Source organism: Duganella sp. Root336D2 (genome assembly GCF_001425005.1).
Lineage (GTDB): Bacteria > Pseudomonadota > Gammaproteobacteria > Burkholderiales > Burkholderiaceae_D > Rugamonas.
Window position 1 is genome coordinate 416,848 of sequence record NZ_LMDB01000012.1, and the last position, 24,923, is coordinate 441,770.

At 67.2% G+C, this 24,923-nt stretch carries 15 protein-coding genes; 8 read left to right on the top strand and 7 right to left on the bottom strand.

Annotated elements, in window-relative coordinates:
- Positions 1-7,188 carry a non-ribosomal peptide synthetase gene (locus ASD07_RS12045; RefSeq protein ID WP_055929958.1) on the top strand — a complete coding sequence of 2,396 codons (7,188 nt, stop codon included), beginning with the start codon at positions 1-3 and terminating at the stop codon, positions 7,186-7,188.
- 16 nt (positions 7,189-7,204) lie between these two features.
- Positions 7,205-8,434: an enterobactin transporter EntS gene (gene entS, locus ASD07_RS12050; RefSeq protein ID WP_229207125.1), complete on the top strand. Its 1,230-nt coding sequence runs from the start codon at positions 7,205-7,207 to the stop codon at positions 8,432-8,434.
- Here entS and pcaD read toward each other — a convergent pair.
- Positions 8,431-9,222 (bottom strand): 3-oxoadipate enol-lactonase, encoded by a 792-nt coding sequence (pcaD, locus tag ASD07_RS12055; RefSeq protein ID WP_055929960.1) that lies wholly within the window; start codon positions 9,220-9,222, stop codon positions 8,431-8,433. The two genes, entS and pcaD, sit on opposite strands and share 4 nt — an antisense overlap.
- Before the next feature lie 103 nt (positions 9,223-9,325).
- Between pcaD and ASD07_RS12060 the strand changes: the two genes are divergently transcribed.
- Positions 9,326-10,231: a LysR family transcriptional regulator gene (locus ASD07_RS12060; protein ID WP_055929963.1), complete on the top strand. Its 906-nt coding sequence runs from the start codon at positions 9,326-9,328 to the stop codon at positions 10,229-10,231.
- Here ASD07_RS12060 and ASD07_RS12065 read toward each other — a convergent pair.
- From ASD07_RS12065 to ASD07_RS12075, 3 genes are all read right to left on the bottom strand, one after another.
- Positions 10,194-11,318 (bottom strand): branched-chain amino acid ABC transporter substrate-binding protein, encoded by a 1,125-nt coding sequence (locus ASD07_RS12065; RefSeq protein ID WP_055929966.1) that lies wholly within the window; start codon positions 11,316-11,318, stop codon positions 10,194-10,196. The genes ASD07_RS12060 and ASD07_RS12065 overlap by 38 nt on opposite strands.
- Before the next feature lie 71 nt (positions 11,319-11,389).
- Positions 11,390-12,187: an ABC transporter substrate-binding protein gene (locus tag ASD07_RS12070; protein WP_055929969.1), complete on the bottom strand. Its 798-nt coding sequence runs from the start codon at positions 12,185-12,187 to the stop codon at positions 11,390-11,392.
- An 84-nt stretch (positions 12,188-12,271) separates the two neighbouring features.
- Entirely contained in the window at positions 12,272-14,428 is a 2,157-nt protein-coding gene (locus ASD07_RS12075; protein WP_055929972.1) for a hypothetical protein, read from the bottom strand.
- Positions 14,429-14,564: 136 nt separating this feature from the next.
- Between ASD07_RS12075 and ASD07_RS12080 the strand changes: the two genes are divergently transcribed.
- The 5 genes from ASD07_RS12080 to ASD07_RS12100 are packed head-to-tail and all read left to right on the top strand — an operon-like array spanning position 14,565 to position 21,275.
- Positions 14,565-14,825 (top strand): hypothetical protein, encoded by a 261-nt coding sequence (locus ASD07_RS12080; protein WP_055929975.1) that lies wholly within the window; start codon positions 14,565-14,567, stop codon positions 14,823-14,825.
- Positions 14,826-14,840: 15 nt separating this feature from the next.
- On the top strand, positions 14,841-17,120 hold the full coding sequence (locus ASD07_RS12085; protein WP_082507276.1) for a catalase: 2,280 nt from the start codon (positions 14,841-14,843) through the stop codon (positions 17,118-17,120).
- A 38-nt stretch (positions 17,121-17,158) separates the two neighbouring features.
- Positions 17,159-18,784, top strand: coding sequence for an MFS transporter (locus tag ASD07_RS12090; protein WP_055929978.1), 1,626 nt, complete (start codon positions 17,159-17,161; stop codon positions 18,782-18,784).
- Positions 18,781-19,899 carry an HlyD family secretion protein gene (locus ASD07_RS12095; protein WP_055929981.1) on the top strand — a complete coding sequence of 373 codons (1,119 nt, stop codon included), beginning with the start codon at positions 18,781-18,783 and terminating at the stop codon, positions 19,897-19,899. Before ASD07_RS12090 ends, ASD07_RS12095 begins: the two co-directional genes overlap by 4 nt.
- A complete protein-coding gene (locus tag ASD07_RS12100; RefSeq protein WP_055929984.1) occupies positions 19,896-21,275 on the top strand; it encodes an efflux transporter outer membrane subunit in 1,380 nt (459 codons plus the stop codon). The genes ASD07_RS12095 and ASD07_RS12100 overlap by 4 nt, the downstream gene beginning before the upstream one ends.
- Here ASD07_RS12100 and ASD07_RS12105 read toward each other — a convergent pair.
- Genes ASD07_RS12105 through ASD07_RS12115 form a run of 3 tightly spaced genes read right to left on the bottom strand, consistent with a single transcriptional unit; the run spans position 21,272 to position 24,917 of the window.
- On the bottom strand, positions 21,272-21,790 hold the full coding sequence (locus tag ASD07_RS12105) for a hypothetical protein (protein WP_055929987.1): 519 nt from the start codon (positions 21,788-21,790) through the stop codon (positions 21,272-21,274). The genes ASD07_RS12100 and ASD07_RS12105 overlap by 4 nt on opposite strands.
- Positions 21,787-22,572: an archaeosortase/exosortase family protein gene (locus ASD07_RS12110; RefSeq protein WP_055929989.1), complete on the bottom strand. Its 786-nt coding sequence runs from the start codon at positions 22,570-22,572 to the stop codon at positions 21,787-21,789. The genes ASD07_RS12105 and ASD07_RS12110 overlap by 4 nt, the downstream gene beginning before the upstream one ends.
- A complete protein-coding gene (locus tag ASD07_RS12115) occupies positions 22,569-24,917 on the bottom strand; it encodes a VIT domain-containing protein (protein WP_055929993.1) in 2,349 nt (782 codons plus the stop codon). The genes ASD07_RS12110 and ASD07_RS12115 overlap by 4 nt, the downstream gene beginning before the upstream one ends.
- Between the last annotated feature and the right edge of the window lie 6 nt (positions 24,918-24,923).

Genomic DNA, 24,923 nt, shown 5'->3' on the forward strand with positions numbered 1-24,923 from the left:
ATGGACCAGCAATTCCTGCCGCTGAACGGCAGCCAGCTTGGCATCTGGCTGGCCGACCAGGTGGCTGAAAACAAACAAGGCTACGTGATTGCCCACTGCATCGAAGTGCGCGGCGCCCTGCAGCCGGAGCTGTTGTCGCGCGCGATCCAGCTGGGACTGGCCGAAGCCGATACGGTGACCGCGCGCTATGTGCAGACCGGGGACGGCGCCCGCCAGCAGTTGCGCGGCGCCGATGCTGCCCATGCCATCGCGCCGCCAGTGCAGCTCGACCTGCGCAGCCATGCCGATGCACGGCAGCAGGCCGAGGCCTGGATGCGCGCCGACATGGCCGCGCCATTCGATCTGTCCGGCGGCGAGGCGTGCTACCGGCAGGCGCTGTTCCAGGTCGGCCCGGACCACTGGCTGTGGTACCAGCGCTTCCACCACATCATGCTTGACGGCTTCAGCTTCCTCGCGCTGACGCGCCGGATTGCCGCCCACTACACCGCGCTCGCCGCCGGTGTCGAGGCCGCAGCGGCGCCATTCGTGCCGGTCGCCGTGGCGGTTGAGGAGTATGAAGCCTACCAGCGCAGCGAGTCCCGCGAGCGCGATCGCGCCTTCTGGGCCGGTTTCTGCGAAACTTTGCCGCCGGCCGCCAGCCTGTCGCTGCGCAATGCTGCGCCATCCGGCCAGGCGCTCAGCGTGGCGTGGGAATTCCCCGCCGCGGCAACGGCAGCCCTGCAGCAGCATGCCGCCGGTGCTGGCCTGGCAGTGCCGGACCTGCTGCATGGCCTGCTGGCGGCCTACCTGTACCGCATGACTGGCCAGAAACGCCAGGCCATCGGCATGCCGTTCATGCGCCGCATGGGCTCGCGCGCCATCAATGCACTGGCCCCAGCCGTCAATGTTCTGCCGCTTTCGGTGGAGATGGAAGGCAGCATGGATTGGTTCTCGGTATCGCGCGCCTTCCGCGCCGCCGCGCAGGCGGTACGCCCGCACCAGCGCTACGAAGCGGAGCAGATCCAGCGCGATGCAGGCCTCGTCGGCAGCGGCCGCAAACTGTATGGCGCGCTGGTGAACTTCAAGATGTTCGATTACCGTCTGGACCTGGCAGGCCTGCAGGGCCGGACGCACCACCTGGCCACCGGGCCGGTGGACGACCTGGAATTCAACCTGCAGGTGGCCGAACGCATTTCGCTGGAGCTGCGCGCCGACGCGGCACGCTACGAACTTGCGGAGCTGGAGCAGCACGTGACCCGGCTGGCCGGCATGCTGGAGCAATGGCTGACGCAGCCGCAGCGCGAGCTGCAGGCGCTGGCGCCGGCAACGGAGGGGGAGCTGGCCGCCATGGGCGCGTGGTCGCGCGGACCGGACGTCGCGGCGCCGGAGGTGGACCGCCTGTCCTCCCTGCTGGCGCAGCAAGCGGCGGCGCGGCCGGACGCGCTCGCGCTGGTGTGCGGCGCCGACAGTGTGACTTTCGCCGGACTGGCGGGCCGCGTGGCGCAGCTGGCGCGCCTGCTGCGCGCCCAGGGCGCCGGTCCTGGCCGGGTGGTGGCCATTGCCATTCCCCGTTCCACCGGATCGGTGGTTGCGATGCTGGCGGTGATGGAGTGCGGTGCCGTCTTCCTGCCGCTGGACCTGGACTACCCGGCGGACCGCATCGCCATGATGTGCGAAGATGCGGCGCCCGTGCTGCTGCTGTCCAGCGCTGCGGCTGCGATCGCGCTGCCGACCGGTATCGCGCGCATCGACCTGGATAGCGAAGCTGCGCGCACGGCGCTGGCGCAATTGTCGTCCGCGCCGCTGCGCGAGGATGAGCGCGGAGGTCCGCTGCCGGCCGACAGCGTGGCGTACATCATCTTCACTTCCGGCAGCACCGGGCGGCCGAAAGGCGTGATGAACACCCATGGCGCCCTGCTCAACCTGTTCCTGGCGCACGAACATACCGTGTACGGCCCGGCGCTGGCCGCCGTGGCCGAACGCCATCCGGGCCGTGCCCTGCGCGCCGCCCACACCCATTCGTTCTCCTTCGATTCTTCGTGGCTGCAGCTGTTCTGGATGCTGCGCGGCCAGGAGCTGTACGTGTTCGATGAAGAGCTGCGGCGCGATGCCTACGGCCTGGTGCAGGAGGTGCGCCGTATCGGTATCGACGCGTTGGACCTGCCGCCTTCGTTCCTGGCGCAGATGCTGGGCAATGGCCTGATGGCGCCGGACGCGCACCAGCCGACGCTGCTGCTGATCGGCGGCGAGGCCGCGCCGGCGGCCCTGTGGCAGCAGCTGCGCTCCTTCCCGGGCCTGCAGGCGCACAACCTGTACGGCCCGACCGAATACACGGTGGATACCTTGCGCGCGGCGCTGGCCGACAGTGAACTGCCGGTGGTCGGGCGCCCGATCGGCAACACGGTGGCGCACGTGCTGGACGCGCGCCTCATGCCGGTGCCGGTCGGGGTGGCAGGGGAGCTATATATCAGCGGCGCCGGCCTGGCCCTGGGTTACCTGGCGCGCGGTGGCCTGAGTGCCGCGCGCTTCGTCGCCTGTCCGTTCGGCGAGCCTGGCGGCCGCATGTACCGCAGCGGCGACCTGGTACGGTGGAACCATGCCGGCCGCCTGGAATTCCTCGGCCGCGGCGACGACCAGGTCAAGGTGCGGGGCTACCGCGTCGAACTGGGCGAAGTGGAGAATGCGCTGTCGCTGCTGCCGGGCGTGGAAAGCGTAGTGGTGCTGGCGCAGGCTGTGAACAACACGCACCGCCTGGCCGGCTATTGCGTGGTGCCGGGCCTGGACCAGGCCGGGCGTGCCGCGCGCAGTGCCGAACTGCTGGCCGCGCTGCGCCAGACCTTGCCGGACTATATGGTGCCGGCCGCGCTGGTGGTGCTCGATAAGTTCCGGCGCAACGTCAGCGGCAAGGTGGACCGCAAGCAGCTGCCGCCGCCGCATGCCGCTGCTGCGAACGTGCCGGCCGCGCTGGACGAGGCGGCAGGAGCATTGCCGCTGCGGGTGGCACGCGCGATGGCCGAGGTGCTGAAGTTGGCCCATGCTTCGGTCGACGATGATTTCTTCGCCCTCGGCGGCGACAGCATTTCCGCCATCATGCTGTGCACCACGCTGCGCCACGGCGGCCACCTGCTGCGTCCCTCCGCGGTGTTCGCACAGCGCACGCCGCGTGCCATGGCCGTCCAGCTGGCGCCGTTTGCCGCACTGGAAGCCGTATTGCCGGCCGGCGCAGCCGCGTTGCCTGCCGTGACCGCGCAGCAGCGCGAACTGCTGCAGCGGCGCCATGGCGTCCATGGCGATATCCTGCCTGTGCTGCCGCTGCAGGAGGGCATGCTGTTCCATGCGCAAACGGCGCAGGGGCGGGGCAGCTATAACGCTTTCACGCTCTTGCACCTGCAAGGCGAAGTCGATGCGGCGCGCCTGGGCGTGGCGCTTAACGCAGTGCTGCGCCGCTATCCGCAGCTGGGCGGCATGTTCGACCTTGACGCAGCCGAACGGCCGCTGTTCCTGATGCCCGCGCCGGCGGCGGTGCCGGACTGGCCATGGCAGCAGCATGACTTCAGTGGCTTGCCGGAGGCAGGGGCCCAGGCGCAGTTGGCTGAGCTGCAGGCTTCCCTGCTGGCGCGGGACGGTTCGACCACGCGCTTCGGCGGCATGCTGCAGGCGGCCCTGGCGACCATGGCCCCGGGCCGCCACGTACTGCTGCTGGTGGTGCACCACCTGGTCATCGATGGCTGGTCCACGCCGCTGCTGCTGCGCGACCTGCTGGCAGCCTACCGCGAACCTGGCGCGGCGTTTGCGCCGCTGCGGGCAGGCTACGGCCAGTTGCTGGAGCGCCTGGCGCAGCGCGATACCGCGGCTGCGCAAGCCGCCTGGCGCGACGACCTGCAGGGGGCGGAGCCCTTGCTGCTGTTCGACGCCGCAGCGCAAGCCGCACCGGTGCAGGAGTACATGCTGGAACTGCCGGCATCGCTGAGCGCGAAGCTGCAGGAAGAGCTGCGCAGCCGCGGTATTACGCTGAATGTGCTGATGCAGGCGGTCTGGGGCCAGGTACTGGGCATGATGTCCGGCCGCAGCGATGTGCTGTTCGGCAGCCCGGTATCGGGCCGCCACAGCGAAATCGACGGCATCGAAGAGCAGGTTGGCCTGTTCCTGAACACGATTCCGGTGCGGACCCGCCTGGATGCGTCGCAATCCCTGTGGGACCAGCTGCCCGCGCTGCAGCGCCGCCATATCGCCCTGATGGAGCACGACGGCCTGGGGCTGGCGGCGATCCAGCGTGCGGCCGGCGTGCCTGCCTTGTTTGACACGCTGCTGGTGGTGGAAAACTATCCGGACAACGCCTACCTGGCGCAGGACCTGCCTGGGCGCGACAGCCAGCCGCTGCGCATCGGCGAAGTGCTGAACCGCGGCTACAGCCATTATCCGCTGGCCCTGCTGGTGCTGCCGGGCGAACGCCTGTCGCTGCTGGTGGAGCAGCGCGGCGCCGCCGTCGACGCGGCCATGCTGGCCCAGCGCGTGGTGCAGGTGCTGCGCACAGCGCTGTCGCAGCCGCATTTGCCGCTGTCGCGCTACCCCTTGCTGACATCCGGCGAGGAGCAGGCGCTGGCTGCCGCCAACGACACCGGCGTCGACCTGTCCTCCCTGACGCTGCGCGACGTGCTGGCGGCCCAGGCCCAGCGCACACCGCGCCGCCCGGCGCTGGCCGATGCGCGAATCGGGCTGGATTACGCCGAAACGCGGCGCCAGGTTTGTATCCTGGCCGGGAAACTGCTGCAGCAGGGCGTGCAGCCGGGCGATATCGTGGCGGTGGCGTTGCCGCGCTCGGTGCGCCTCAGCATCGCCATCATGGCGGTGACTGAGGCCGGCGCCGCCTACCTGCCACTGGAGCTGGCATATCCCGCCGATCGCCTGGCTTATATGCTGGCCGACGCCGCACCCCGCCTGCTGCTTACCGACAGCGCCCACGCCGGCCGCTTCGATGCCTGCGCCGCGCCGGTGCTGCGCTTCGATGAACTGGCGGGCGCCGGCGAGCCGGCGCCAACACTCGAAGTGAAGATCACGCCGGCGCATCCGGCCTACGTGATCTACACTTCCGGCACCACTGGCCGTCCCAAGGGCACCATGGTGCCGCACAAGGCTATCTACAACCGTATCGCATGGATGCAGTACCAATACCAGCTGCGCGAAGAAGACGTGGTGCTGCAGAAAACCCCGTGCGGTTTCGACGTGTCGGTGTGGGAGTTCTTCTGGCCGCTGATGCAGGGCGCCTGCCTGGTGCTGGCGGAGCCGGATGCGCACCGCGATCCGGCGGCGCTGGTGCAGGCGATCGAGCGGCATGGAGTCACTTGCCTGCACTTCGTGCCCTCGATGCTGTCGGTATTTGCCGGCCACCTGGCGGAACTGGAATCGCGCCGCTGCGCCAGCCTGCGCCTGGTGTTCTGCAGCGGCGAAGCGCTGGGCAAGTCGCTTGCGTGCGAGTTCGCACAATACAGCGCGGCGGCGTTGCACAACCTGTACGGTCCGACCGAGGCGGCGGTAGACGTCAGCTACATGCCGGCCTTTGGCGACCTGGGGCAGGGCGGAGCCGGCGTGCCGATCGGGCGCCCGGTCTGGAATACCCAGCTGCGCGTGCTGGACCGCTGGCTGCGCCAGGTCCCGCCTGGCGCAGTCGGCGAGCTGTACCTGGGCGGCATCCAGCTGGCGGACGGCTATATCGGCAAGCCGGGCCTGACTGCGGCGCGTTTCGTGGCCGACCCGTTCGTGGCCGGCGCACGCCTGTACCGCACCGGCGACATCGTGCGCTGGCTGGATGGCGGCATCGTGGAATACCTGGGCCGCGCCGACGACCAGTTGAAGATCCGTGGCCAGCGCATCGAGCTGGGCGAGATCGAAGCGGTCCTGCGCGAGCAGCCGGGCGTGGCGGAAGCGGCGGTGCATGCCGCGGTGCTGGGCGGCGAGAGCGGCGGCGCGGATGCGCGGCAGCTGCTGGCCTACGTGGTGGCGGCAGCCGATGCCAGGCCGGACGGCGAGCAGCTGCGGGCCGCGCTGGCGGCGCGCCTGCCGCCGCACATGGTGCCGGTGGCGGTGCAGGAGCTGCCGGCGCTGCCGCTCAGCGCCAACGGCAAGCTCGATCGCAAGGCGCTGCCGCTGCCGGCGCGCGGCGGCAAAGTGGACGCCCGGGCGCCGGCGCGCGGCCTGGAGCAGCGCCTCGCCGAAGTTTTCGCGCGCGTGCTGGGACTGGAATCGGTCGGCGCCGACGACGATTTCTTTGCCATTGGCGGATATTCGCTGCTCGCCATGAAGCTGGCGGCGGAAGTGCGGCGCACGCTGCAGCGGCGCATCACAGTAGGCCAGGTCATGACGGCGCCGACGGTGGCGCGCCTGGCGGCGCTGATGAATGGACAAGGCATGGTCAATGACTTCGGCAACGACGGCTTCGACCAGGTGATCCAGCTGCGCCAGGGCGATGGGCCGCCGCTGATCTGCTTCTATCCCGGCTCCGGTTTTGCCTGGCAGTACAGCGTCCTGTCGCGCTACCTTGGCGGCGGCCGCGCCATTGTCGGCCTGCAGTCGCCCCGTCCGCACGGGCTGGTCGCTGCCAGCCGCGACATGGAAGCACTGCTGGACCGCCAGGTCGAAATCGTACGCGGCGTGCAGGAGCAAGGACCGTACTACCTGCTTGGCTACTCGCTGGGCGGCACCGTTGCCTATGGCGTGGCCGAGCGCCTGCGGGCGCAGGGTCAAGAAGTCAGCTTCCTTGGGCTGCTCGACACCTATCCGGCCGAGGTGCATGACTGGAGCGATCCGCAAGGGGCTGAAGCGGCGCTGGGCGCGCAACGGGAGCAGGAACGCCTGCTGGGCGATGCTTATGAGGGAGAAACGGACGATGTGCTGCAGCAGGAAAAGGCGGCGATGCTGGAACAGGTTTTTGCCAACTACCGCGATGCGGTACGCCTGCTGGCGCAGGCGCGGACGCCGGCTTACGACGGCCCGGTCACGCTGTTCATCGCGGGCCAGTCCCTGCCTGGCTACATCCGCCCGGTCGAAGCATGGCGCAAGCACGTAGCCGACCTGGAAGTGCACCACCTGGCGCACTGTTCGCATGAAAACATCCTGTCGCCGCAATCGCTGGAGACGCTGGGCCCGTTGCTGGACCGGGCTATCGACGGTGCCGGGCAGCGGCTCCGGCTGCGCCAGCAACGCCGCGCATGAAAGGAATAGAAAGAAAATGAGTATGAAAATGTTTGTCGACCTTGGCCTGCTGCGGCGCAACCGCGATTTCCGCAGCGTCTTCATCGCCCGCACCATTTCGCTGCTGGGACTTGGCATGCTGTCGGTGGCGGTGCCGATGCAGGTGTTTGCGCTGACCGGCGACAGCCTGCAGGTGGGGCTGGCGCTGGCGCTGGAAGGGGGCGGCATGTTTGCCGGCCTGCTGCTGGGCGGCGTGCTGGCCGACCGCTACGACCGCCGCAAGCTGATATTGCTGGCGCGCGCCATCTGCGGTTTGGGTTTTGTCGGCCTGGCAGCCAATGCCTGGCTGCCGGCGCCCTCGTTATGGGCGGTCTGCCTGCTGTCGGCCTGGGATGGCTTCTTCGGCGCCCTTGGCGTGACAGCGCTGCTGGCCTGCATGCCGGCCATCGTCGGCCGCGAAAACCTGATGCAGGCGCGCGCGGTGAGCATGGTCTCGATGCGGCTGGCGACGGTGATCTCGCCCGCCATCGGCGGCACGCTGATTGCCGCCACCGATGTGGGTTGGGCCTACGCCATTGCCGCCATCGGCACCGGGCTGACGCTGCTGCCCTTGCTGCGCCTGCCCGCGATGCTGCCGCAGCATGCCAGTGACGAGCATCCCTTGCGCGCGCTGGCAGACGGCGTACGTTTCCTGTCAACCAGCCCGGTGCTGGCGGCGACGTTGCTGGTCGGCACGCTGGTGACGCTGACCACGGCGGTACGGGTGCTGTTCCCGGCCATGGCGCCGGGGGCGCTGGAACTGGGCCTGATGTACTCCGCGGTGTCGCTGGGCGCCACGCTGGGCTCCATCCTCAGCGGCTGGACCGAGCGCCTGCAGCGTCCAGGGCAGGCCATGATTGCAGCCAGCCTTGCCGCGTTCGCCTGCCTGATGCTGCTCGGCGCCCAGCCGGCATTCCCCTTGATACTGGCGCTGCTGGCCTGCTTCGGCTATTGCGTGTCGATTGCATCGCTGCTGCAGTACGGACTGGTACAGGGCCACACGCCGGACCACTACCTGGGGCGCGTCAACGGCCTGTGGGCAGCGCAGGATGCGGCCGGCGACTCGCTGGCCACGATCGGCATTGGGCTGCTGGGCAAGCTGCTGTCGGCCACGGCAGGCATCTTCGTGCTCGGCGCCACCGCGGGCATACTGGGCCTGGCGATGCTGGGCCTGTGCAAGCGCCTGCGCAGCGTGCCGCTGAATGATCCCTCGCTGCCCGCTGCCTAAGCGAGGGCAGCTGGGCGCAGGAAGTCCAGTACTGCGGCGCTGAATTGCTCCGGCAATTCAATGTTCGACAGGTGGACGGTCGGCAGGGTCAGCAGGCGTGCGCCGGGGATGGCCGCCGCGATGTCGGCGCCGTGCCGGGCCGATGTCACAGTGTCGTCGCGACCGGCAATGACCAGGGTCGGGGCTTCAATCAGCCTGATGGTACGGCGCAGGTCCGCGTCGCGCACTGCCGCCAGGCTGGCGGCAAGGCCTTGGCGTGTCGTCGCCAGCAGCATCTCGCGGAACTTGCCGACCGGCGGGCGTTGCGCGGCAAGCATATGCGCCGGGAACCAGCGCGCAAGGAAGCCCTCGGCGGTATCGTGCATGTCGCTTGCGGCGCGCACGCTTGCGATCTGCTCGTCAAAGCCTTCCGGTCCCAGGTTGGCGGCGGTATTGGCCAAGACCAGGCGCGCCACCCGTTCGGGGGTATGGATGGCCAGCCATTGGCCGATGAAGCCGCCCAGCGAGAGACCGAGGAAGTGCGCGCGCCGGATGCCGAGGGCATCCATCATCTCGAGCACGTCGCGGCCCAGGCGGTCGAGGGAATAGTCGCCGGCCGGCACATCCGATGCGCCGTGGCCGCGCGTGTCGAAGCGCAGTACGCGGAAATGCTGCGACAGCGCAGCCACTTCGCCATCCCACATGTGGTAGCTGGTACCGATCGAATTGGACAGGATCAGGACGGGCAGGTTTTCCGAGCCGTCGAAGCGGTAAGCAATGCGCACATTGTCGCCGGTGGTGATGTACATGATGCAGGTCCTTTCAAAAAGCAGTTGATGGACCGGATCTTAGGTGCGCTTGCCGGAAAAATATATTATAAAGATCGGCATATCTTTGTAAGGAAAATGGACATTGAGCACATTCACCCTGCACGACCTGCAATGTTTCGACGCGGTGGCCCGCAGCGGCGGCTTCCAGCCTGCCGCGGAGCTGCTGCATCGCTCCCATCCGGCGGTGCACGCGGCGGTGACGCGCCTGGAGCGGCAAACCGGCCTGCAACTGCTGGACCGCAGCGGCTACCGCGTCACGTTGACCGCGGCGGGCAAGTCCTTCCACCGCAAGGCGCAGGCCACGCTGACCGAGTTGAGCGGGCTGCAGGTGCATGCCCAGCAACTGGCCATGGGCCAGGAGGATGAACTGCGGGTGGTCATCGGCGATATGTGCCCGCAGCGCGAAGTGCTGGCGACACTGGCCGCATTCTTCCGCAACCGCCCGGCAACACGCCTGCACGTGCAGGTCGAGGCGGTTACCGGCCCGATCGAGCGGTTATACGACGGCGATGCGGACCTGATCGTGCACGGCGTCGACCAGGGCGATCCGCGCATCGAATGGATGCCATTGTCCAGGATCCCCTTCGTGCCGGTGGTGGCGCCGGGCTTCCTGCGCTTCCCCGCCAGCGGTGCGATCAAGCCGGTGCAATTGCGCGGGTACACCCAATGCGTGATCCGCGACACCGCGCGCCATACGCCGGGCAAAGACTACTTCATGGTCGAAGGCGCGCACCAGTGTTCGGTGCCGGACCAGCAAATGAAGAAAGAGATCATCCTGCAAGGCCTGGCCTGGGGCCATTTGCCGCGCTTCCTGGTGGAGCGCGAGCTGGAAGAGGGGAGTCTGCTGTCGATCGCCGGCAGGTACCTGCCGGGAAGCGTGGAAGAGCTGGTGGCGGCGCGCCGCAACGACCGGCCGCATGGACCGGTCGCGCAGGAATTATGGGAATTCCTTAGTAGCTCGAAATCGCAGCCGGCTGGCCGTTCTTGAAGTTGAAGATGGTCACCGGCGAAGACTTCATATCGCCCTTGGCATCAAACGCGTAGGTGCCCGAAACGCCCTTGTAGCTGCCAGCCGAGATATCGGCGCCAACCTTGACAGGGTCGATGGAATTCACCTTCTGCATCGACGCTGCGTACATCAGCACGGCGTCGTAGTAGGCCGAAGCGTAGACGTCGGGTTCGGCGTTGAAGCGCTTCTTGAACTTCGCCTTGAAGGCCGGGCCGGAAGCCGCCTTCTCCAGCAGCGCTCCGCCCTGGGCGCACAGCACGTTGTCGCCGACGGCGTCGCTGCCCAGCTTGCCCATCTCCGCGGTGCAGATGGTGTCGCCGCCCAGCAGTTTGGCCTGGATGCCCAGTTGCTTCATCTGGCGCGCCATCGGGGCGCCTTGTGGCGCGTAGCCGCCGAAGAAGACGGCCTGCACGTTCTTCGACTTCAGCTTGGTCAGGATGGCGGTGAAGTCGACCGCCTTGTCGGTGGTGTACTCGTGGCCCGCGACCTGCATACCGGAAGCGCGCGCCTGCTTCTTGAATTCTTCCGCCAGGCCCTGGCCGAAGGCGGTGCGGTCGTCGATCACGGCGACGTTCTTCACCTTCAGCTCATTGGCAGCGTAGAGCGCCATCCTGGAGCCGAGCTGGGTGTCGCTGGCGTTGATGCGAAAGATGTTCTTGTAACCTTGTTGCGTTAACTTCGGGTTGGTCGCCACCGGTGCGATCAGGGTACCCGCTTCGTTGTAGATGCGCGATGCCGGGATGGCGACGCCGGAGTTGTATGGGCCGACCACGTATTTGACGCCGGCATCGGCCAGCTTCTGTGCGGCCGAGACGCCAGCTTTCGGGTCGCCCTGGTCGTCTTCCGACATCAGCTCGAATTTGATTTTCTTGCCGCCGACGGTGATCGGTTTGGCGTTCAGTTCCTCGACGGCCAGGCGGGCGCCGTTTTCATTGTCTTTGCCGGAAAACGCTTGTGCGCCGGACAGTGGGCCGCTATGGCCGATCTTTACCACCGTGTCCTGCGCGCAGGCGCCAGCGGCCATTGCCAGCAGCGCCACCGCGCTTACCGAGTGCTTCAGCTTCATCGAGGGGTCTCCCTTTATTTGTCGATGGCGTGATTATCCACAATCCGGGCCGCGCGGCAAGCCGCACCGCATCATGGCGCTCGACGGGTCTTCGGGAGCGAGGCGGGCTTCTGCTGCCGTGCAAGGGCGGCGTTGATACGGTCGATCAGTCCTTCATCCTTGCCCTTCGACATGGCGAAGAACTGCTGGTTCCCGACCTGCAGCGGATGCGGCAGCACGCTGAGGGTCAGGCCTTGCGGCAGCGACAGCTCGCGCGCCAGCGGGGCGGCAAAGGTACGCAGTTCGGCTTCCACTTCTGCTGCATTCTGCCAGCCTGGCTGGTAAAGCAGCACAGCGTCCACCCGTTTCAGGAAAAGGCGCTGCAGGCGGGTCGCGCGCGAGGGGATGTCCTCTTCGACGCGAAACAATTTGTTACGCGATTGTTCGAACTCGGCGCCGTAGCCATAGCCGCGTACGGCGCCGACGGACTTGCCTTTCAGGTCGGCCAGCGATGCAAACGGAAAGGTGGCGTCGCTGCGGGTGACGATCCAGAGCGTGTTGCTGACGGCGGCTTCGCTGTAGCGCAGCTCGCGCAGGCGCTCGGGGTTCTTGGGCAGGCCGAAGACCAGCCCCGCGCCGTTGCGGGCATTGCGTTCGGCACGGGCCCAGGGGTACAGGCGGACCTGGAATTTGACGCCCAGTTCGGCCTCCAGGTATTCGAACAGTTCGCGTTGCCATGGGCGCAGCGGTTTGACCTTGCCGCTTTCGTCCAGCGATTCGCCCACAATCAGCGTGACCGGCTGCGGCTCGGCCTTGGCAGGCAAGCCAAGGGCGCTGGCCAGGAGCAGTGGGGCGGTGCGCAGCAGGCGGCGCCGGGCGTGGGAAATCATGCGCCTGATTATGCAGGGGTCTGGCAGGGCGGGCTAGCAAATTGCGCAGCAGGTAGTGCGAGGGCGCAACGTTTCTCTTGCAGATCAGGCATTGTTGTCGATTCGGCTGCCGAGGGCGGGTGCCGTTCCCGTTGCAGCTGCGGCGCCGGGTGCTGGCCCGTTGCGGGCCAACGCACCTTCGCCGGGCGTGCCGCCGCCCGTTGTCCCGCCGCCAGTCTCGCCGGCAGTCTCGCCGGCCGCTGCGCCGGCGCGTCCACCCCCGGGTTGCGCGCCCGTGCCCGTGCCGGTACCGCGTCCGGTTGCCGCTTCGCCGGCGCGCTGGACGGGGCGGGACTGGACCGGGGCGACCGGCGTGGTGGCGGGCACGGCCACCGGTGCCGGAACTGCCTCGATGGCGGGTGCGGTGGCAGGTGGGCGACCTGCCGCCGCCGCGATATCGCCGGTACGGTAGGCTGCCACGGCGGCCGCAATGGCCGGGTCGGTGGCTTGCTGGCGCTGGGTTTGCAGCGAAGCCGGGGCTGCGGCGCGGCGTGCCGCCTCGGCAGCCTGGGCCGCGCGTTCGGCTGCGGTGCTGGCTTCCTGCGCGGCAGCGGCGGCAGACGCCGTTGCCGCGGCGGTGAGCGTAGGCTGGCCGATACCGATACCGGTGCCTGCCGCTGCCCCTGGACCCGGGCCGGCCGCGATGCCGGTGGCCGTGGCGCCGCTGACTTGCGGGCCGGCGGCGCTGATGGCGGCCTCCGCTGGGCGGATCGCCGTGTTGCCTGGCGTAACTGTGCCGTCTGGTGCTGCCGGGGCGCCAGCGGTGGCCGGGTTGGGCGGCGCGCCGGGCGGCGCAATGGCAGCGTTGCTTGCCAGGGTTGCAGCGGCCTGGGCGGCGGCCTGTGCTTCGCGCAAGGCTTGCCTGCGCGCTTCGAGGCGCAATTCGGTTTGTTCGATTTCGAGGTCGCGGGTGACGTCGCGCGCGTCCTCCAGGCGCTGTGCGGTCAGGCGGTCTTGCAGGGACAGTGCTTGGGTGGCCGCGGCTGCGCGGGTGCGTTCGGCGTCGTCTTCCATACGTCTTGCCTCTGCTGCAGTGGCATTGCTCCGGACCTGTCGCGTGCGTGCGGCAGTCGTCGCGGCTTCCGCAGCCCTGGCTTCCAGCGCGGCGGGTGTCGCTTCGTCACTGGCTGTCGAGGCAGGGGCGCCAGCGCCTTGCTGGCCGGTCCGGGCCAGGCGCGCTTCGGCGGCCAGGGCTTGCTGGCGATCGCGGGCAAGGCGCGCCTCGCCGGCTGCGCTGGCTTCTGCCGCGGCGTTGGTGGCCGCTGCCTGTTGGCGCGCCAGGGCTGTGCGCGCATCGTTCGTCGCTGCGTTCCCGGCTTCGGCATTGGCGGTCGCGGCTTGCTGGCGCGCCAGGGCCAGCCGTGCAGCAACGGCTTGTTCCGACTCAAGTGTTCCGGCCTGCTCGGCGACCAGGCGGCGCGCGGTGTCGAGGCGGTCGGCAGCGGCGCGTTCGGCGCGGGTGCGGCCCAGCTGGCCGGCCTCTGCTTCCTGCAGCGCCGCGCGGCGTTCGGCATTGAGGCGATCAGCCAGGGCCTGGGCTGCCAGGTCTTGCTCGCGCGTACTCTCCAGTTGCCGTGTCGTTGCGGCCTGTGCCTCGGCCAGGCGCTGCTGTTGCGTATCGTTAAGCTCATCGGCAGCCAGGGCCGCGCCCGCAACTTGGCGCGCCTCCAACAATTGATCGGCGGCAACGCGCTGCTGCGTAGTCAGTTCGGCCAGGTTGGGGGAGGGTGTCGCCAACTCCTGCGCGGCGGCATCGGGCTGCAGCGCGGCCGCAGCATCGCCGACGACTGCGGCCGCCTCGCCCAGCGCGGACAAGGCGCGCTGCGGTGCCGCATTGAATGCTGCAGTCAATGAATCCTCATCCGCCGAAAGCGTGCCGCCGCTGGCGACATCGATGCCAGCCCGGCCGAGCGCCGCCTGCTGCGATGTCAAGACCGCTGCCAGCGAAGGCGGCGCATTGGCATTCGCGTTATCGACAAGCTGCCGTGCCGCCGCGGCGAACGCCGCCGCATCGCCACCATTGGCGGCAAGCTCGCGCAAGCGCCGCTGCGCCAGCACCAGGTTGGACAGGAACAGGCCCAGCGAAGACACCGAAGGTGCCGTTTCGGCGGGCGGCGGGGTGGCGGTGGCAGGCGCCACACGATCGCCCAGCGTTGCCGGAGTGACAGTGGTGGCACTGCTGACAGGGTCGATAGGAATCACGCGGCACCTTTCAACGGGGACAATTGCAGGTTGCCAGAAATCGCGGCCGCGCATCGTTAGGTGGCGCACGGTGGGCGCAGGCGTGCAGCCTTATCTTGACCCTTCCACTGCAACCCTAACGACGAGGAACCCGATCATGGATAACAACATCACCCGCAGCGAAAACCCAGCCAAAGACCTGCGCGCCGGCATGCACAGCACCATCGATAAAGTAGCCGACAATATCACCAGCATCACCGACCAGGTAGGCGTCAAAGGCGACCAGTTGAACGCTGCCTATAAACGATTTGCGGAATCCGGCCGCAATTATGTGCGCCAGAGCCCCGGCAAATCGTTGCTGGTAGCGCTGGCCGCTGGCTACGCTGTCTCCAAGCTGCTCGGTACGCGTAAGCACTAAGCCGGGGAGCGCGCCGTGCCCACAAGCAAACCTGACCCGGCTAAACGCGGCGCTGGACTGGCCGCGCAGTTTCCCTATAACGTTAACAAGGCTGCGGAGCACGGCGCCGGCATACCGTCCACAGGGGCCAATACCAGCCCTGCGGACCCGCTGGAAACAGCCAGCAGCGCGAGCGAAAGCGCCGCTTCGCCCAAGGCCGGCGCGGGCGTGCCGCCGCAGGGTGTCAATCCCGGCAACGGCCCGCTCGACCGGCTGCGTACCGATGCCGCCGGCCGCCCGCTCACTACCAACCAGGGCGTGCCCGTATCGGACAACCAGAATTCCTTGAAGGCCGGCTTGCGCGGCCCCGCGCTGCTGGAAGACTTCATCCTGCGCGAGAAGATCACGCACTTCGACCACGAGCGGATTCCCGAACGGGTAGTGCATGCACGCGGCTCCGCTGCGCATGGGTATTTCGAGTGCTACAGCGAATTGTCCGAACTGACGCGCGCCTCGCCATTCGCGGCCGCCGGCAAGCGCACACCGGTGTTTGTGCGTTTTTCCACTGTCGCCGGCGAGCGCGGTTCCACCGACACCGCACGCGACGTGCGCGGCTTCGCGGTCAAGTTCTATACCGATGAAGGCAACTGGGACCTGGTCGGCAATAACATCCCGGTTTTCTTCATCCAGGACGCGATGAAATTCCCGGACCTGGTGCATGCGGTAAAGCCCGAGCCGCACAGCGCGATGCCGCAGGCGGCCAGCGCGCATGACACCTTCTGGGATTTCGTGTCCCTGATGCCGGAATCCATGCACATGCTGATGTGGGTGATGTCGGACCGGGCGATCCCGCGCAGCTTCCGCACCATGCAGGGATTTGGCGTGCATACCTTCCGCCTGGTGAATGCGGCGGGACAGTCGCGCTTCGTCAAATTCCACTGGCTGCCCAGGCAGGGCACCTATTCCCTGGTGTGGGACGAGGCGGTGCGCATCTCCGGCGCCGATCCCGACTTCCACCGGCGCGACCTGTGGGAATCGATCGAGATGGGCGAATACCCCGAGTGGGAGCTGGCGCTGCAGGTCTTCACGGAAGAAGAAGCGGCCGAATTCCCCTTCGACGTGCTGGACCCGACCAAGATCGTACCGGAAGAACTGGTGCCGCTGCAGGTAGTCGGGCGCATGGTGCTGGACCGTAACCCGGACAATTTCTTTGCCGAGACGGAGCAGGTGGCGTTCTGCGCCGCGCATGTGGTTCCCGGGATCGATTTCAGCAACGATCCATTGCTGGCGGGGCGCATCCATTCCTACGTGGATACCCAGATCAGCCGACTGGGCGGGCCGAACTTCCACGAAATCCCGATCAATGCGCCGCTCGCGCAAGTGCACAACAACCAGCGCGACGGCATGCACCGGCAGGCTATCCATCGCGGCCGCGTTGCCTATGAACCGAACTCGCTGGGCGGCGGTTGCCCGTTCCAGGCCGGCCGCATGGGCTTCATGTCCTTCCCCGAGCCGATGCAGGAAGATAAGGTGCGCGGCAAGCCGGAGCTGTTCGCCGACCACTATTCACAGGCGCGCCTGTTCTGGCAAAGCCAGACGCCGGTCGAGCAGATGCACATCGCCCATGCTTTCAGTTTCGAATTGAGCAAGGTGCAGGTGCCGGCGATCCGCGAACGCACCCTGTCCATGCTGGTCAATGTCGATGCGGCGCTGGCGGATATGGTGGCGCTGCGCCTCGGCACCAAGGCGCCGGATCCGCAACCGATGGCTACCACGGGCGAGCTGCCCACCTACCAGCCGTCGCCGGCGCTGTCGCTGATGGCGCGGCCGGGCCAGGCCGGTGTCCATGGGCGCAAGGTGGCGCTGCTGGTTGCCGCCGGCTGCGACGAGGCCATGGTGGATGCGCTGCAGGCCGAGCTGGAAGCGCAGGGGGCGGTCACGCGTCTGGTGGCGCCGCATGTCGGCCTGGTCGGTGGCCTGGAAGCCGATATGTCGCTGGAGACCGGGCCGGCGGTGCTGTTCGATGCTGTCGTGGTGCCGGACGGGAGTGCGGCAGCCGAGGCACTGGCCGCCAACGCGCTGGCAGTGGAGTTCGTGACCCTGCAATACCGTCACTGCAAGCCTTTGATGGTGGTCGGGGCCGGCGCAACGCTGCTGGCGGCGGCGGGAATTCCAGCGACCTTGCCGGGCGGCGCCCCCGACCCGGGCCTGGTGGGAACGGCGCCGGCCGACTTGCAGCCGGCGCTGGCGGCATTCATCGCGGCCCTGGCCGGCCCGCGCGTGTTCGACAGGGAGACCGATCCGCCGGTTGTATGAATATAGGCAGCCACCCTGGGGCGGTGTAGACTAGCCCAATGGATGAGTACGCCCAACAAAAATGGCTGCCTCACGAGCGCCCGCTGTTGCCGGGCTCTCCCTCTACGCCGCTGCACTCGGCGCCCAAGCGGCTGGCCTTCCTGCTGGTAGGTCTGGTGGTGGCGCTGACCGGCGGCCTCGGTAACGCGCTGGTGACGGTCAACCTGGTGTATGCCCAGGGATCGCTGGGCGTGACCAGCGCGGAAATCCAGTGGCTGCCGGCGGCCTACGTCATGGGCAATGTCTCCATGAACCTGCTGCTGGTGAAGTTCCGCCAGCAGTTCGGCCTGCGCCTGTTCACGGAGTTGTTCCTGCTGCTGTATGCCGTGGTTACGGTGGCCCACCTGTTCGTGCACGGCCTGGCGTCGGCCATTGCAGTGCGCGCGGCGCACGGCATCAGCGGCGCAGCACTGACGGTGCTGGGGCTGTACTACGTGCTGCAGGCTTTTCCAGCGCAGCACCGCTTGAAAGGCGTGGTGCTGGGCATCGGCTTTGCGCAATTATCGCTGCCGCTGGCGCGCATCTTTTCCTCCGAACTGCTGTCCATCGGCGAATGGCGCGGCTTGTACTCGTTTGAACTGGGCATGGCCTTGGTGTCCTTCGGCTGCGTGCTGCTGCTCAAGCTTCCTCCGGGCGACCGCGTGAAAGCATTCGAGAAGATGGACTTCGTGACTTTTGCACTGTTTGCGCCCGGAGTCGCTTTCCTGTGCGCGGTGCTGGCGCTGGGCCGCACGGTGTGGTGGTTCGAAGCGCGCTGGATCGGCTGGGCGCTGGTGGCCTTCATCGTGCTGTTCACGGCGGCGGTGGCAATCGAACATAACCGCCGCAAGCCCCTGCTCAACACGCGCTGGCTGACCACAACCAGCATGACACGCCTGGCGATCTCGGTGCTGCTGATCCGCGTGGTGCAGTCGGAAGCTGGCGGTGCGGTGGGCTTCCTGCAGGCGATCGGGTTGAACAACGACCAGATGCAAACCTTGTGGCTGGTGGCCCTGGCGGGTTGCGCGCTGGGCATCCTGAGCAGTGCCCTGATCATCACGCCGCAGCGGCTGCAGCCAATGCTGATGTTCGCGCTGGCGCTGATGGCTGCCGGAGCGTGGATCGATTCGCAGGCCAGCAGCCTGACGCGCCCGGAGCAGATGTATTTCAGCCAGTTCCTGCTGGCGTTCAGCGGTACTTTCTTCCTGGGGCCGATCTTCGTATCGGGCTTCGGCGCCGTAATTGCGCAACCGTGCAACCTGATCAGCTTTTCGCTGATGTTTTCGATGACGCAGAACCTGGGTAGCCTGCTTGGCTCGGCGCTGGTGGGCACCTTCCAGGTCGTGCGTGAAAAATTCCATTCGAGCCAGCTGGTCGAGCACCTGACGCTGCAGGACCCGCAGGTGGCGGCGCGCGTGCAGGCTTTCGGCCTGCCGTCGCTGAGCGGGGCGGCGACGAGGGAAGCCAATATCCTGGCCTATAACGATGTTTTCCTGATGATCTTCTTTGTTGCCTGCGGCACGCTGGCGTGGATGGCCCTGCATTATGCGTGGCAGGTCTGCACTGCCACCCGGGCGGCGGCGCCGGCACAGGATGCGCAGACTGGCATGGCACAGGTTTCACTTTCCAACTCGGGGGGCCAATGAGCACATCACCACCAGCAAGCGAAACTGCCGCAGCGCCCCCTGCGCCCGACCGGCGCGCGCAATGGCTGTCGGGCGTCGGTTTCGCCCTGATCGCCTTGATCGGTGTGCTGGTTGTACTGTACGCGTGGCGCCTGCCGCCTTTCACCAGCCCTATCGTGTCGACCGAAAATGCCACTGTGCGTGGCCAGGTGACGGTGATCGGCTCGCAGTTGCCGGCCTATGTCGCGGACGTGAAAGTGCAGGACTTCCAGTTCGTTCGCAAGGGCGATTTGCTGGTGGAGCTGGATTCGCGCATCTACCGCCAGCGTTTCGAGCAGGCGCAGGCCCAGTTGGCTGCGCAAAAGGCAGCGCTGGCGAACTGGGAACAGTCGCGCGCCAGCGCCAAGGCAGGCATTGCACTGCAAGAGGCGGTGCTCTCAAACGCGCAGGCGCAAGCTGCGCGCGCCTCGGCCGACTACAGGCGTGCGGAGCAACTGGTCGGCGACGGCTCGCTGTCGGTGCGCGAGCAGGACGCCCAGCGTGCGGCCCGCGCGCAGGCGCAAGCGGCGGTAGCGCAGGCCAGGGCGAATGTCGATATCGCGCGGCAGCAAGCGCAGTCGGTCACCGTCAATCGCGGCGCGCTGGAGGCTACGGTGGCGAATGCGGAGGCGGCGCTGAAGGCCGCGACCGTGGACCTGGACAACACGCGCATCATTGCACCGGCAGATGGACAGTTGGGGCAGGTGAATGTGCGGCGCGGCGCCTATGTGGGTTCAGGCGCCCAGCTTATGGGGCTGGTGCCGCGCGACATGTGGGTCATCGCCAACCTCAAGGAAACGCAGATGAACGGCGTGCAGGTGGGGCAGGGGGCGACCTTCAAGGTCGACGCGCTGGACGGCGCGACGCTGACCGGGCAGGTCGAACGCATATCGCCCGCTACCGGCTCCGAGTTCGCCGTGCTGCCGGCGGATAATGCCACAGGCAACTTCGTCAAGATCTCGCAGCGGATTCCGGTTCGCATCAAGATTGACCAGGGCCAGAAGCTGGCACAGCGCCTGCGCCCGGGGATGTCGGTGATCGTCAGCATCGATACAGCCTCGGTGCTGAATGAAAAAACGGACGGGGCGCGGCCATGAAACGCAGCGCTGCCGCCGCAGGGGTAGCCCTGGTGCTGGCTGGCTGCGCCGCGCGCATCCCCGCACCGATTGAATCGCAGCTATCGGTTCCCGCGCAATGGCGTAGCCAGGCAGCCGGCATGGAAAAGGCTGCGCTGGAGCGCGAGTGGTGGCAGGCGTATGGCGATCCGGCGCTGTCGGACCTGGTGGCGCGCGTACTGCGGCACAATACGGATGTGCGGCTGGCACAACTGCGGGTGGCGGAGTTTCGCGCCCGGCTGGCCGCAGCGGATGCGAACCGGGCGCCGACGCTGGGTGCAACCTTGACTCCGGTGCGCACGCGCACGCTGGCCTACAACGGCGTGCCAGCCATCACCAACCTGTTTGCAGGCGAATTCCAGGCCGCCTATGAAATCGACTTGTGGGGGCGCCTGGCTCACGCCAGCGAAGCCGCGGCCCAATCGCTGGCCGCGGAACGCGCCAATGCGGATGCTGCGCAACTGTCGGTGGCGGCCCTGGCGGCCAACGGCTACCTGCAGTTGCGCGGGCTTGACGCACAGCTTGACCTGGCGCGCGCCACGCTGGATTTGCGCGAGCAATCGCGCCGGCTTGCGCAGCGGCAGTTTGAAACCGGCTATACCTCGCGCCTGGAATGGCTGCAGGCGCAGGCCGAGTACGAGGCGGCAGCAGAGCAGGTGCCCCAGTTGCTGCGGCAGATCAGCGAGCAGGAAAACGCGCTGTCCCTGCTGGCCGGCAGCAGCCCCGGTCCGATCGCGCGCGGCAAGACCCTGGACGAGCTGTCGCCGCCGGTAATCCCGGTCGGCCTGCCATCAACCCTGCTGCAACGACGCCCGGACATCGCGCGCGCCGGGCATGGTGTAGCCGCGGCGAAGTCCGGCGTGCAGGCGACCAGCGAACAATTACTGCCCACATTGCGCCTGACCGCTACCGGCGGCGTGCAATCGACGGATTTCAGCAAGTTCCTGCATGATCCGGCCTTCCTGTGGCGGGTGGGCGCGGGGCTGGCGGCTCCGGTCTGGGACGGCGGCCGTGTACAGGCCCAGACCGATGCCGCCGCCGCGCAGCGCGACCAGTCGCTGGTAGCCTATGAGCAAACAGTGCGCGTCGCGCTTGCCGAAGTTGAAAACAGCCTGAGCGCCTTGCAGCGCCTGCGCGAGCAGACGGTGCAGAACGACGCCCGCCGCGCCACGGCGGCAGAAACGCTGCGCATTGCGCGCAACCGCTACCGCAATGGCTACGCGTCCTACCTGGAAGAACTCGATGCCCAACGCACCCTGTTCAATGCCGACGTGACGCGCCTCCAGTTGCGCAGCCGCCTGCTGGGCGCCAGCGTGGACTTGTACCGGGCGCTGGGCGGCGGCTGGGCGGGCGACTAGCTGCCAACGTTCTGCGCAACGGTAATGGCCCACCACGGGCCTTTCGTTTGGCCCAGTTGCGCGGCCCAATACCATGCCGAGACGTCGCTCCACTGTCCGCCGTAGGCATCGGCGATGCGTTCGTGAACCTCCAGCTTTTGCGTTCCCCGCGATGCAATGAAGCCGGACCAGCGCTCTTGCCCGACGATTTTGACTGGCTGCACGGTAAGTTCGTAGCCGTTCGCCTTGAAGCAGTCGCTGCTTGCGTGGAGCTTGCGCGTGCCCTGGTCCACCCAGCGGATGACGATTTCGCGCTCGCCATCGCTGAAACGGCCGACACGGCCGGGAAAGTTCTGCTGGAAGCGCGTCTCGATCGGCGTCAGGGGAAGCGGGGTGAGCTTTCGGCCCTCGAAGCTTGTGGGCCATCCCGGGAAGCCGGCGGTTACGCGGGCACCGGCGTTGTTCTCGAAAGCCAGCGGCGCGAGGGACGCTAAAGCGCATAGGCCGGCAAATGCAATGGTGGCGAGCGATTTCATGCTGCGGGCGGCTCCAGGCGGCGGGTCATGAAGAGGATACCTGCACCCGCGGCAGCAAAACTGACAATACCGATGGCGCCATGGGCTGTAGCGGGCAGCTGCACGATGCCGGCCTCCATATAGAACAGTGCCGTGGCGCGGACGGCGTTGGCGGCGACGACGGCGACGATTGCCAGCATCAGGGCGGCGGCCGTACGCAAGGACGACAGCCGGACTGCGCCAGCCAAGGTGGCGGCCAGCAGCAGTCCGGCCCACAGCATTTTTACGCCACTGCAAGGAGCATCGATGGCAACCAGTTGTCCGTGCCATGCCAGCATGGCGCCCTCGCGCGCGACCGCGATGCCGTTCATGCGCAGCAGGAATACCGACAGGTCGCCAGCGATAACGCGCAGTGGATAACCCAGGTAGAACTGCAAGGTCGCCGCAAACGGCAGCGCCAGGATGCACAGCGCGAACAAGGCCATGTCAAAACGCTTGCCCAGCCGCAGGCTGCTGGCCAGCGTGGTGAGCGCCAGCGCAAAAACCAGGGAGCGAGCCGGAACAGGAACGTGGCATGCAGTGGCGGCGAGGTAGGCGGCCAGGCATGCGCTCGGCAGCAGTAGCGGACGGGCCAAGGCAGCGCGTTTCGGCGTCAAAGCGATGCTGGCGGCAGCAGCGGCAATGGCCAGCAGCCCGGCACTGTCGTTCGATCCATCCAAGGTTCCGGCTACGAACCAGTGCAGGGCTGGCCAGAACGCCAGGCATAAGGCGGCCAGCAGCAGCGAAAATGGCGGCAGCTTCATTGGCTGCGGTAGCGGCGATGCCATGCCAGCATGAGGGCCGCTACCATGATCATGGCCCAGGTTTCCGGTTCCGGAATGGTTGGCACGCTGCCAGGCGGCACTGGCTCCAGGCCCGCATCCTTATATTGCTCGCGTGTTTCCAGCACGACGGCGCCGGAAACGGCAGTGACCAGCTGGTAGCGCGTGGCCAGCGTGACGGCAGCGCCGCTCCGGCCCGGGTCCGCGCTCATGGCAGTGACTTCGTTTGCTGCCCACAACCGAACCAGGTGCTGGGAGCTACGGCTGGATAGCGGCATGCCGCTGCCGCTGCGGCGCTCGCGGGACAGGACCGTTTGCGTGGCTCCCGGTTGCCACTGCGCCAACAGCTTGCGCAGGTCATCGCCCACGTTGCCGAAGCCGGGTACAGCGCTTACTCCCTTGAGTTGCTGGGCAATCTCGTTGGGCCCACGCTCCAGCGCCAGGTCATACAGGGCAACCTGGCTTGCACGGCGTTCAAAGCGCTGCCGCAAGGCTTCAGCCGACTGCGATGCCAGCGGTTGTGCGCCATGTATCCATACGATCGCGCCGCGTGACGACATGGCAGCCCAGTCCCACGCCGCGCCCAGTGCTTCGCTGTTATCGCGTCCGCCTTTGAATTCCAGCTGCGCGAGGTACTGGCGCGTGAGGAGCGAGTTGGCGCTGTTATGAAGGAACAGCGCCGGCTTTTCATCGTCGGCAAATACCACGGCCATCTCGCTGTTTGCGGGCAAGGATGCCAGCCCTTCAAGCAGCTGGCGTTTGCGCTGCTGCATGGACAAGGAGCCGTCAATGACCACGGCAACCCGCTGGGGCGGCATGGCTGCGGTTTCGCTGAACTTCTGGACGACGATCTTTCCGTCATTGCTTATCTGGTCGGGGCTCCAGGCCAGCGCTGCCGGACGGCTAGCGGGCGCCCAGACCGTGTGCATCGGCTGCCATGGCGACGGCTCTTCCAGCTCGCCACGGACGGCATACAGGTCGCGGGGACCCGCTTGTGCATTCAGTCCAGGGCTGCCTTTCAAAGGGGCCGTCGATTCGAACCAAACCGCGTGGCGCAGGTCCGGGGCCAGGTCGAAGTTGCGTTCGCTGAAAGCCGGCAGCTGGAGATGCATCGCGCCTTGCGCGGGAGGAGCCATGGGAACGGTGATGCCCAGGCGGATTTTCATGTTGCCCGAAGGAGGAATCGGGAACAGCTGCACCAGCACCCGGTCGTTGCCCGCCGTGGTGACCAGCAATGGATCGCGGCTCTGCCTGACCACTTTTGCGTAGGCCTCGCGCACTTGTGCGCGGCCGCCGAAGGCAGCCTCACGCTCCTCACCGTCAATCCAAAGCGTTGCGCGCGAAACTACGCCGCCCGGCGGCAAGGCGATTTCGGCCCGGCCTTCCTGCTGGCCCGGTGACTTGTTGTGGAACTCCATGGTCCATTCCATGTAGCCCAGCGCGGCATTGGCATCGATCGAGCCATCCATGCGCGAGGCCACAAGGGCTATGTCGTTGACGCGCTGGCCTACACTGGTGCCTCCCCGGTCATTGTCGAAAGTGCGCTCCCAATCGCGCATCGAGCGGTGCAGTGGGGCGGGATGGGAATTGAACACGGTGCCCGTCACCCGATAGAAGGTGGTTCTTGCTTGCTCCGGGTCGCTCTCCGTCTGGCTGGTGAACAGGGTGCCGAGCAAGTCGGTCGCTTGCCCCGCCTGCCGGTAGCAAAGGCGCAGCATCATTTTTTCATCGCCGGCCTTGCGCAGGAGCTGGATGCCGCGCAGCCGGGTCGCGGCAGAATCCGATGCGGCCATCTGCATGCCTATCCGTGTCAAAGTGGAAGGGGCATCAATCGCCAGCAGTACAAGAAAGGCGAGCGCTATGCCTTTCCATAGCTTGCCGGGCGGCTGGCCGCTGCGAGATTTCAAAGCCTTGCGGGCAAAGACGGCGCATAGCAGGGCAAGCATCGGCGAAAGCCCGAGCAGTCCGATGCCGAAGGCGATAATCGCGATTGCTGCAATGGGGGATATCGGCAGGAACACCAGGCTGTAAAACACGGCCACGCCGGCAGAGAAGGTGTGCAGCAAGGCCCAGCGCGGCGGCACGGCTTCGCCGCGCACGAGCGCCAGCAGAAGCCGCGCATTTGCCAGCGGTATCGTGGCGTAGAGGATGAAGTGAAGCGGCGTTGGCAGGGGATCGAAGAAGATCTGGCGGCACATGCCGGTGAATGATTCGAACAGCAATGCGGCTATGGGCAGCACCACCCCGAACAGCGCAACAAAGGCGATGGTGCCATGGGGCTGGCGCGGCCGGCGCGGCAGGTCTTCTGCGGAGGAGTGTTCGGGCATTGCGCT

Excerpts from the sequence above, each read along its gene's own strand:
- ASD07_RS12045 (WP_055929958.1), top strand. The coding sequence starts at position 1 with ATGGACCAGCAATTCCTGCCGCTGAACGGCAGCCAGCTTGGCATCTGG.
- entS (WP_229207125.1), top strand. The coding sequence starts at position 7,205 with ATGAGTATGAAAATGTTTGTCGACCTTGGCCTGCTGCGGCGCAACCGC.
- ASD07_RS12110 (WP_055929989.1), bottom strand. The coding sequence starts at position 22,572 with ATGAAGCTGCCGCCATTTTCGCTGCTGCTGGCCGCCTTATGCCTGGCG.
- ASD07_RS12065 (WP_055929966.1), bottom strand. The coding sequence starts at position 11,318 with ATGAAGCTGAAGCACTCGGTAAGCGCGGTGGCGCTGCTGGCAATGGCC.
- ASD07_RS12090 (WP_055929978.1), top strand. The coding sequence starts at position 17,159 with ATGGATGAGTACGCCCAACAAAAATGGCTGCCTCACGAGCGCCCGCTG.
- ASD07_RS12070 (WP_055929969.1), bottom strand. The coding sequence starts at position 12,187 with ATGATTTCCCACGCCCGGCGCCGCCTGCTGCGCACCGCCCCACTGCTC.
- ASD07_RS12105 (WP_055929987.1), bottom strand. The coding sequence starts at position 21,790 with ATGAAATCGCTCGCCACCATTGCATTTGCCGGCCTATGCGCTTTAGCG.
- ASD07_RS12080 (WP_055929975.1), top strand. The coding sequence starts at position 14,565 with ATGGATAACAACATCACCCGCAGCGAAAACCCAGCCAAAGACCTGCGC.
- ASD07_RS12100 (WP_055929984.1), top strand. The coding sequence starts at position 19,896 with ATGAAACGCAGCGCTGCCGCCGCAGGGGTAGCCCTGGTGCTGGCTGGC.
- ASD07_RS12095 (WP_055929981.1), top strand. The coding sequence starts at position 18,781 with ATGAGCACATCACCACCAGCAAGCGAAACTGCCGCAGCGCCCCCTGCG.
- ASD07_RS12115 (WP_055929993.1), bottom strand. The coding sequence starts at position 24,917 with ATGCCCGAACACTCCTCCGCAGAAGACCTGCCGCGCCGGCCGCGCCAG.
- pcaD (WP_055929960.1), bottom strand. The coding sequence starts at position 9,222 with ATGTACATCACCACCGGCGACAATGTGCGCATTGCTTACCGCTTCGAC.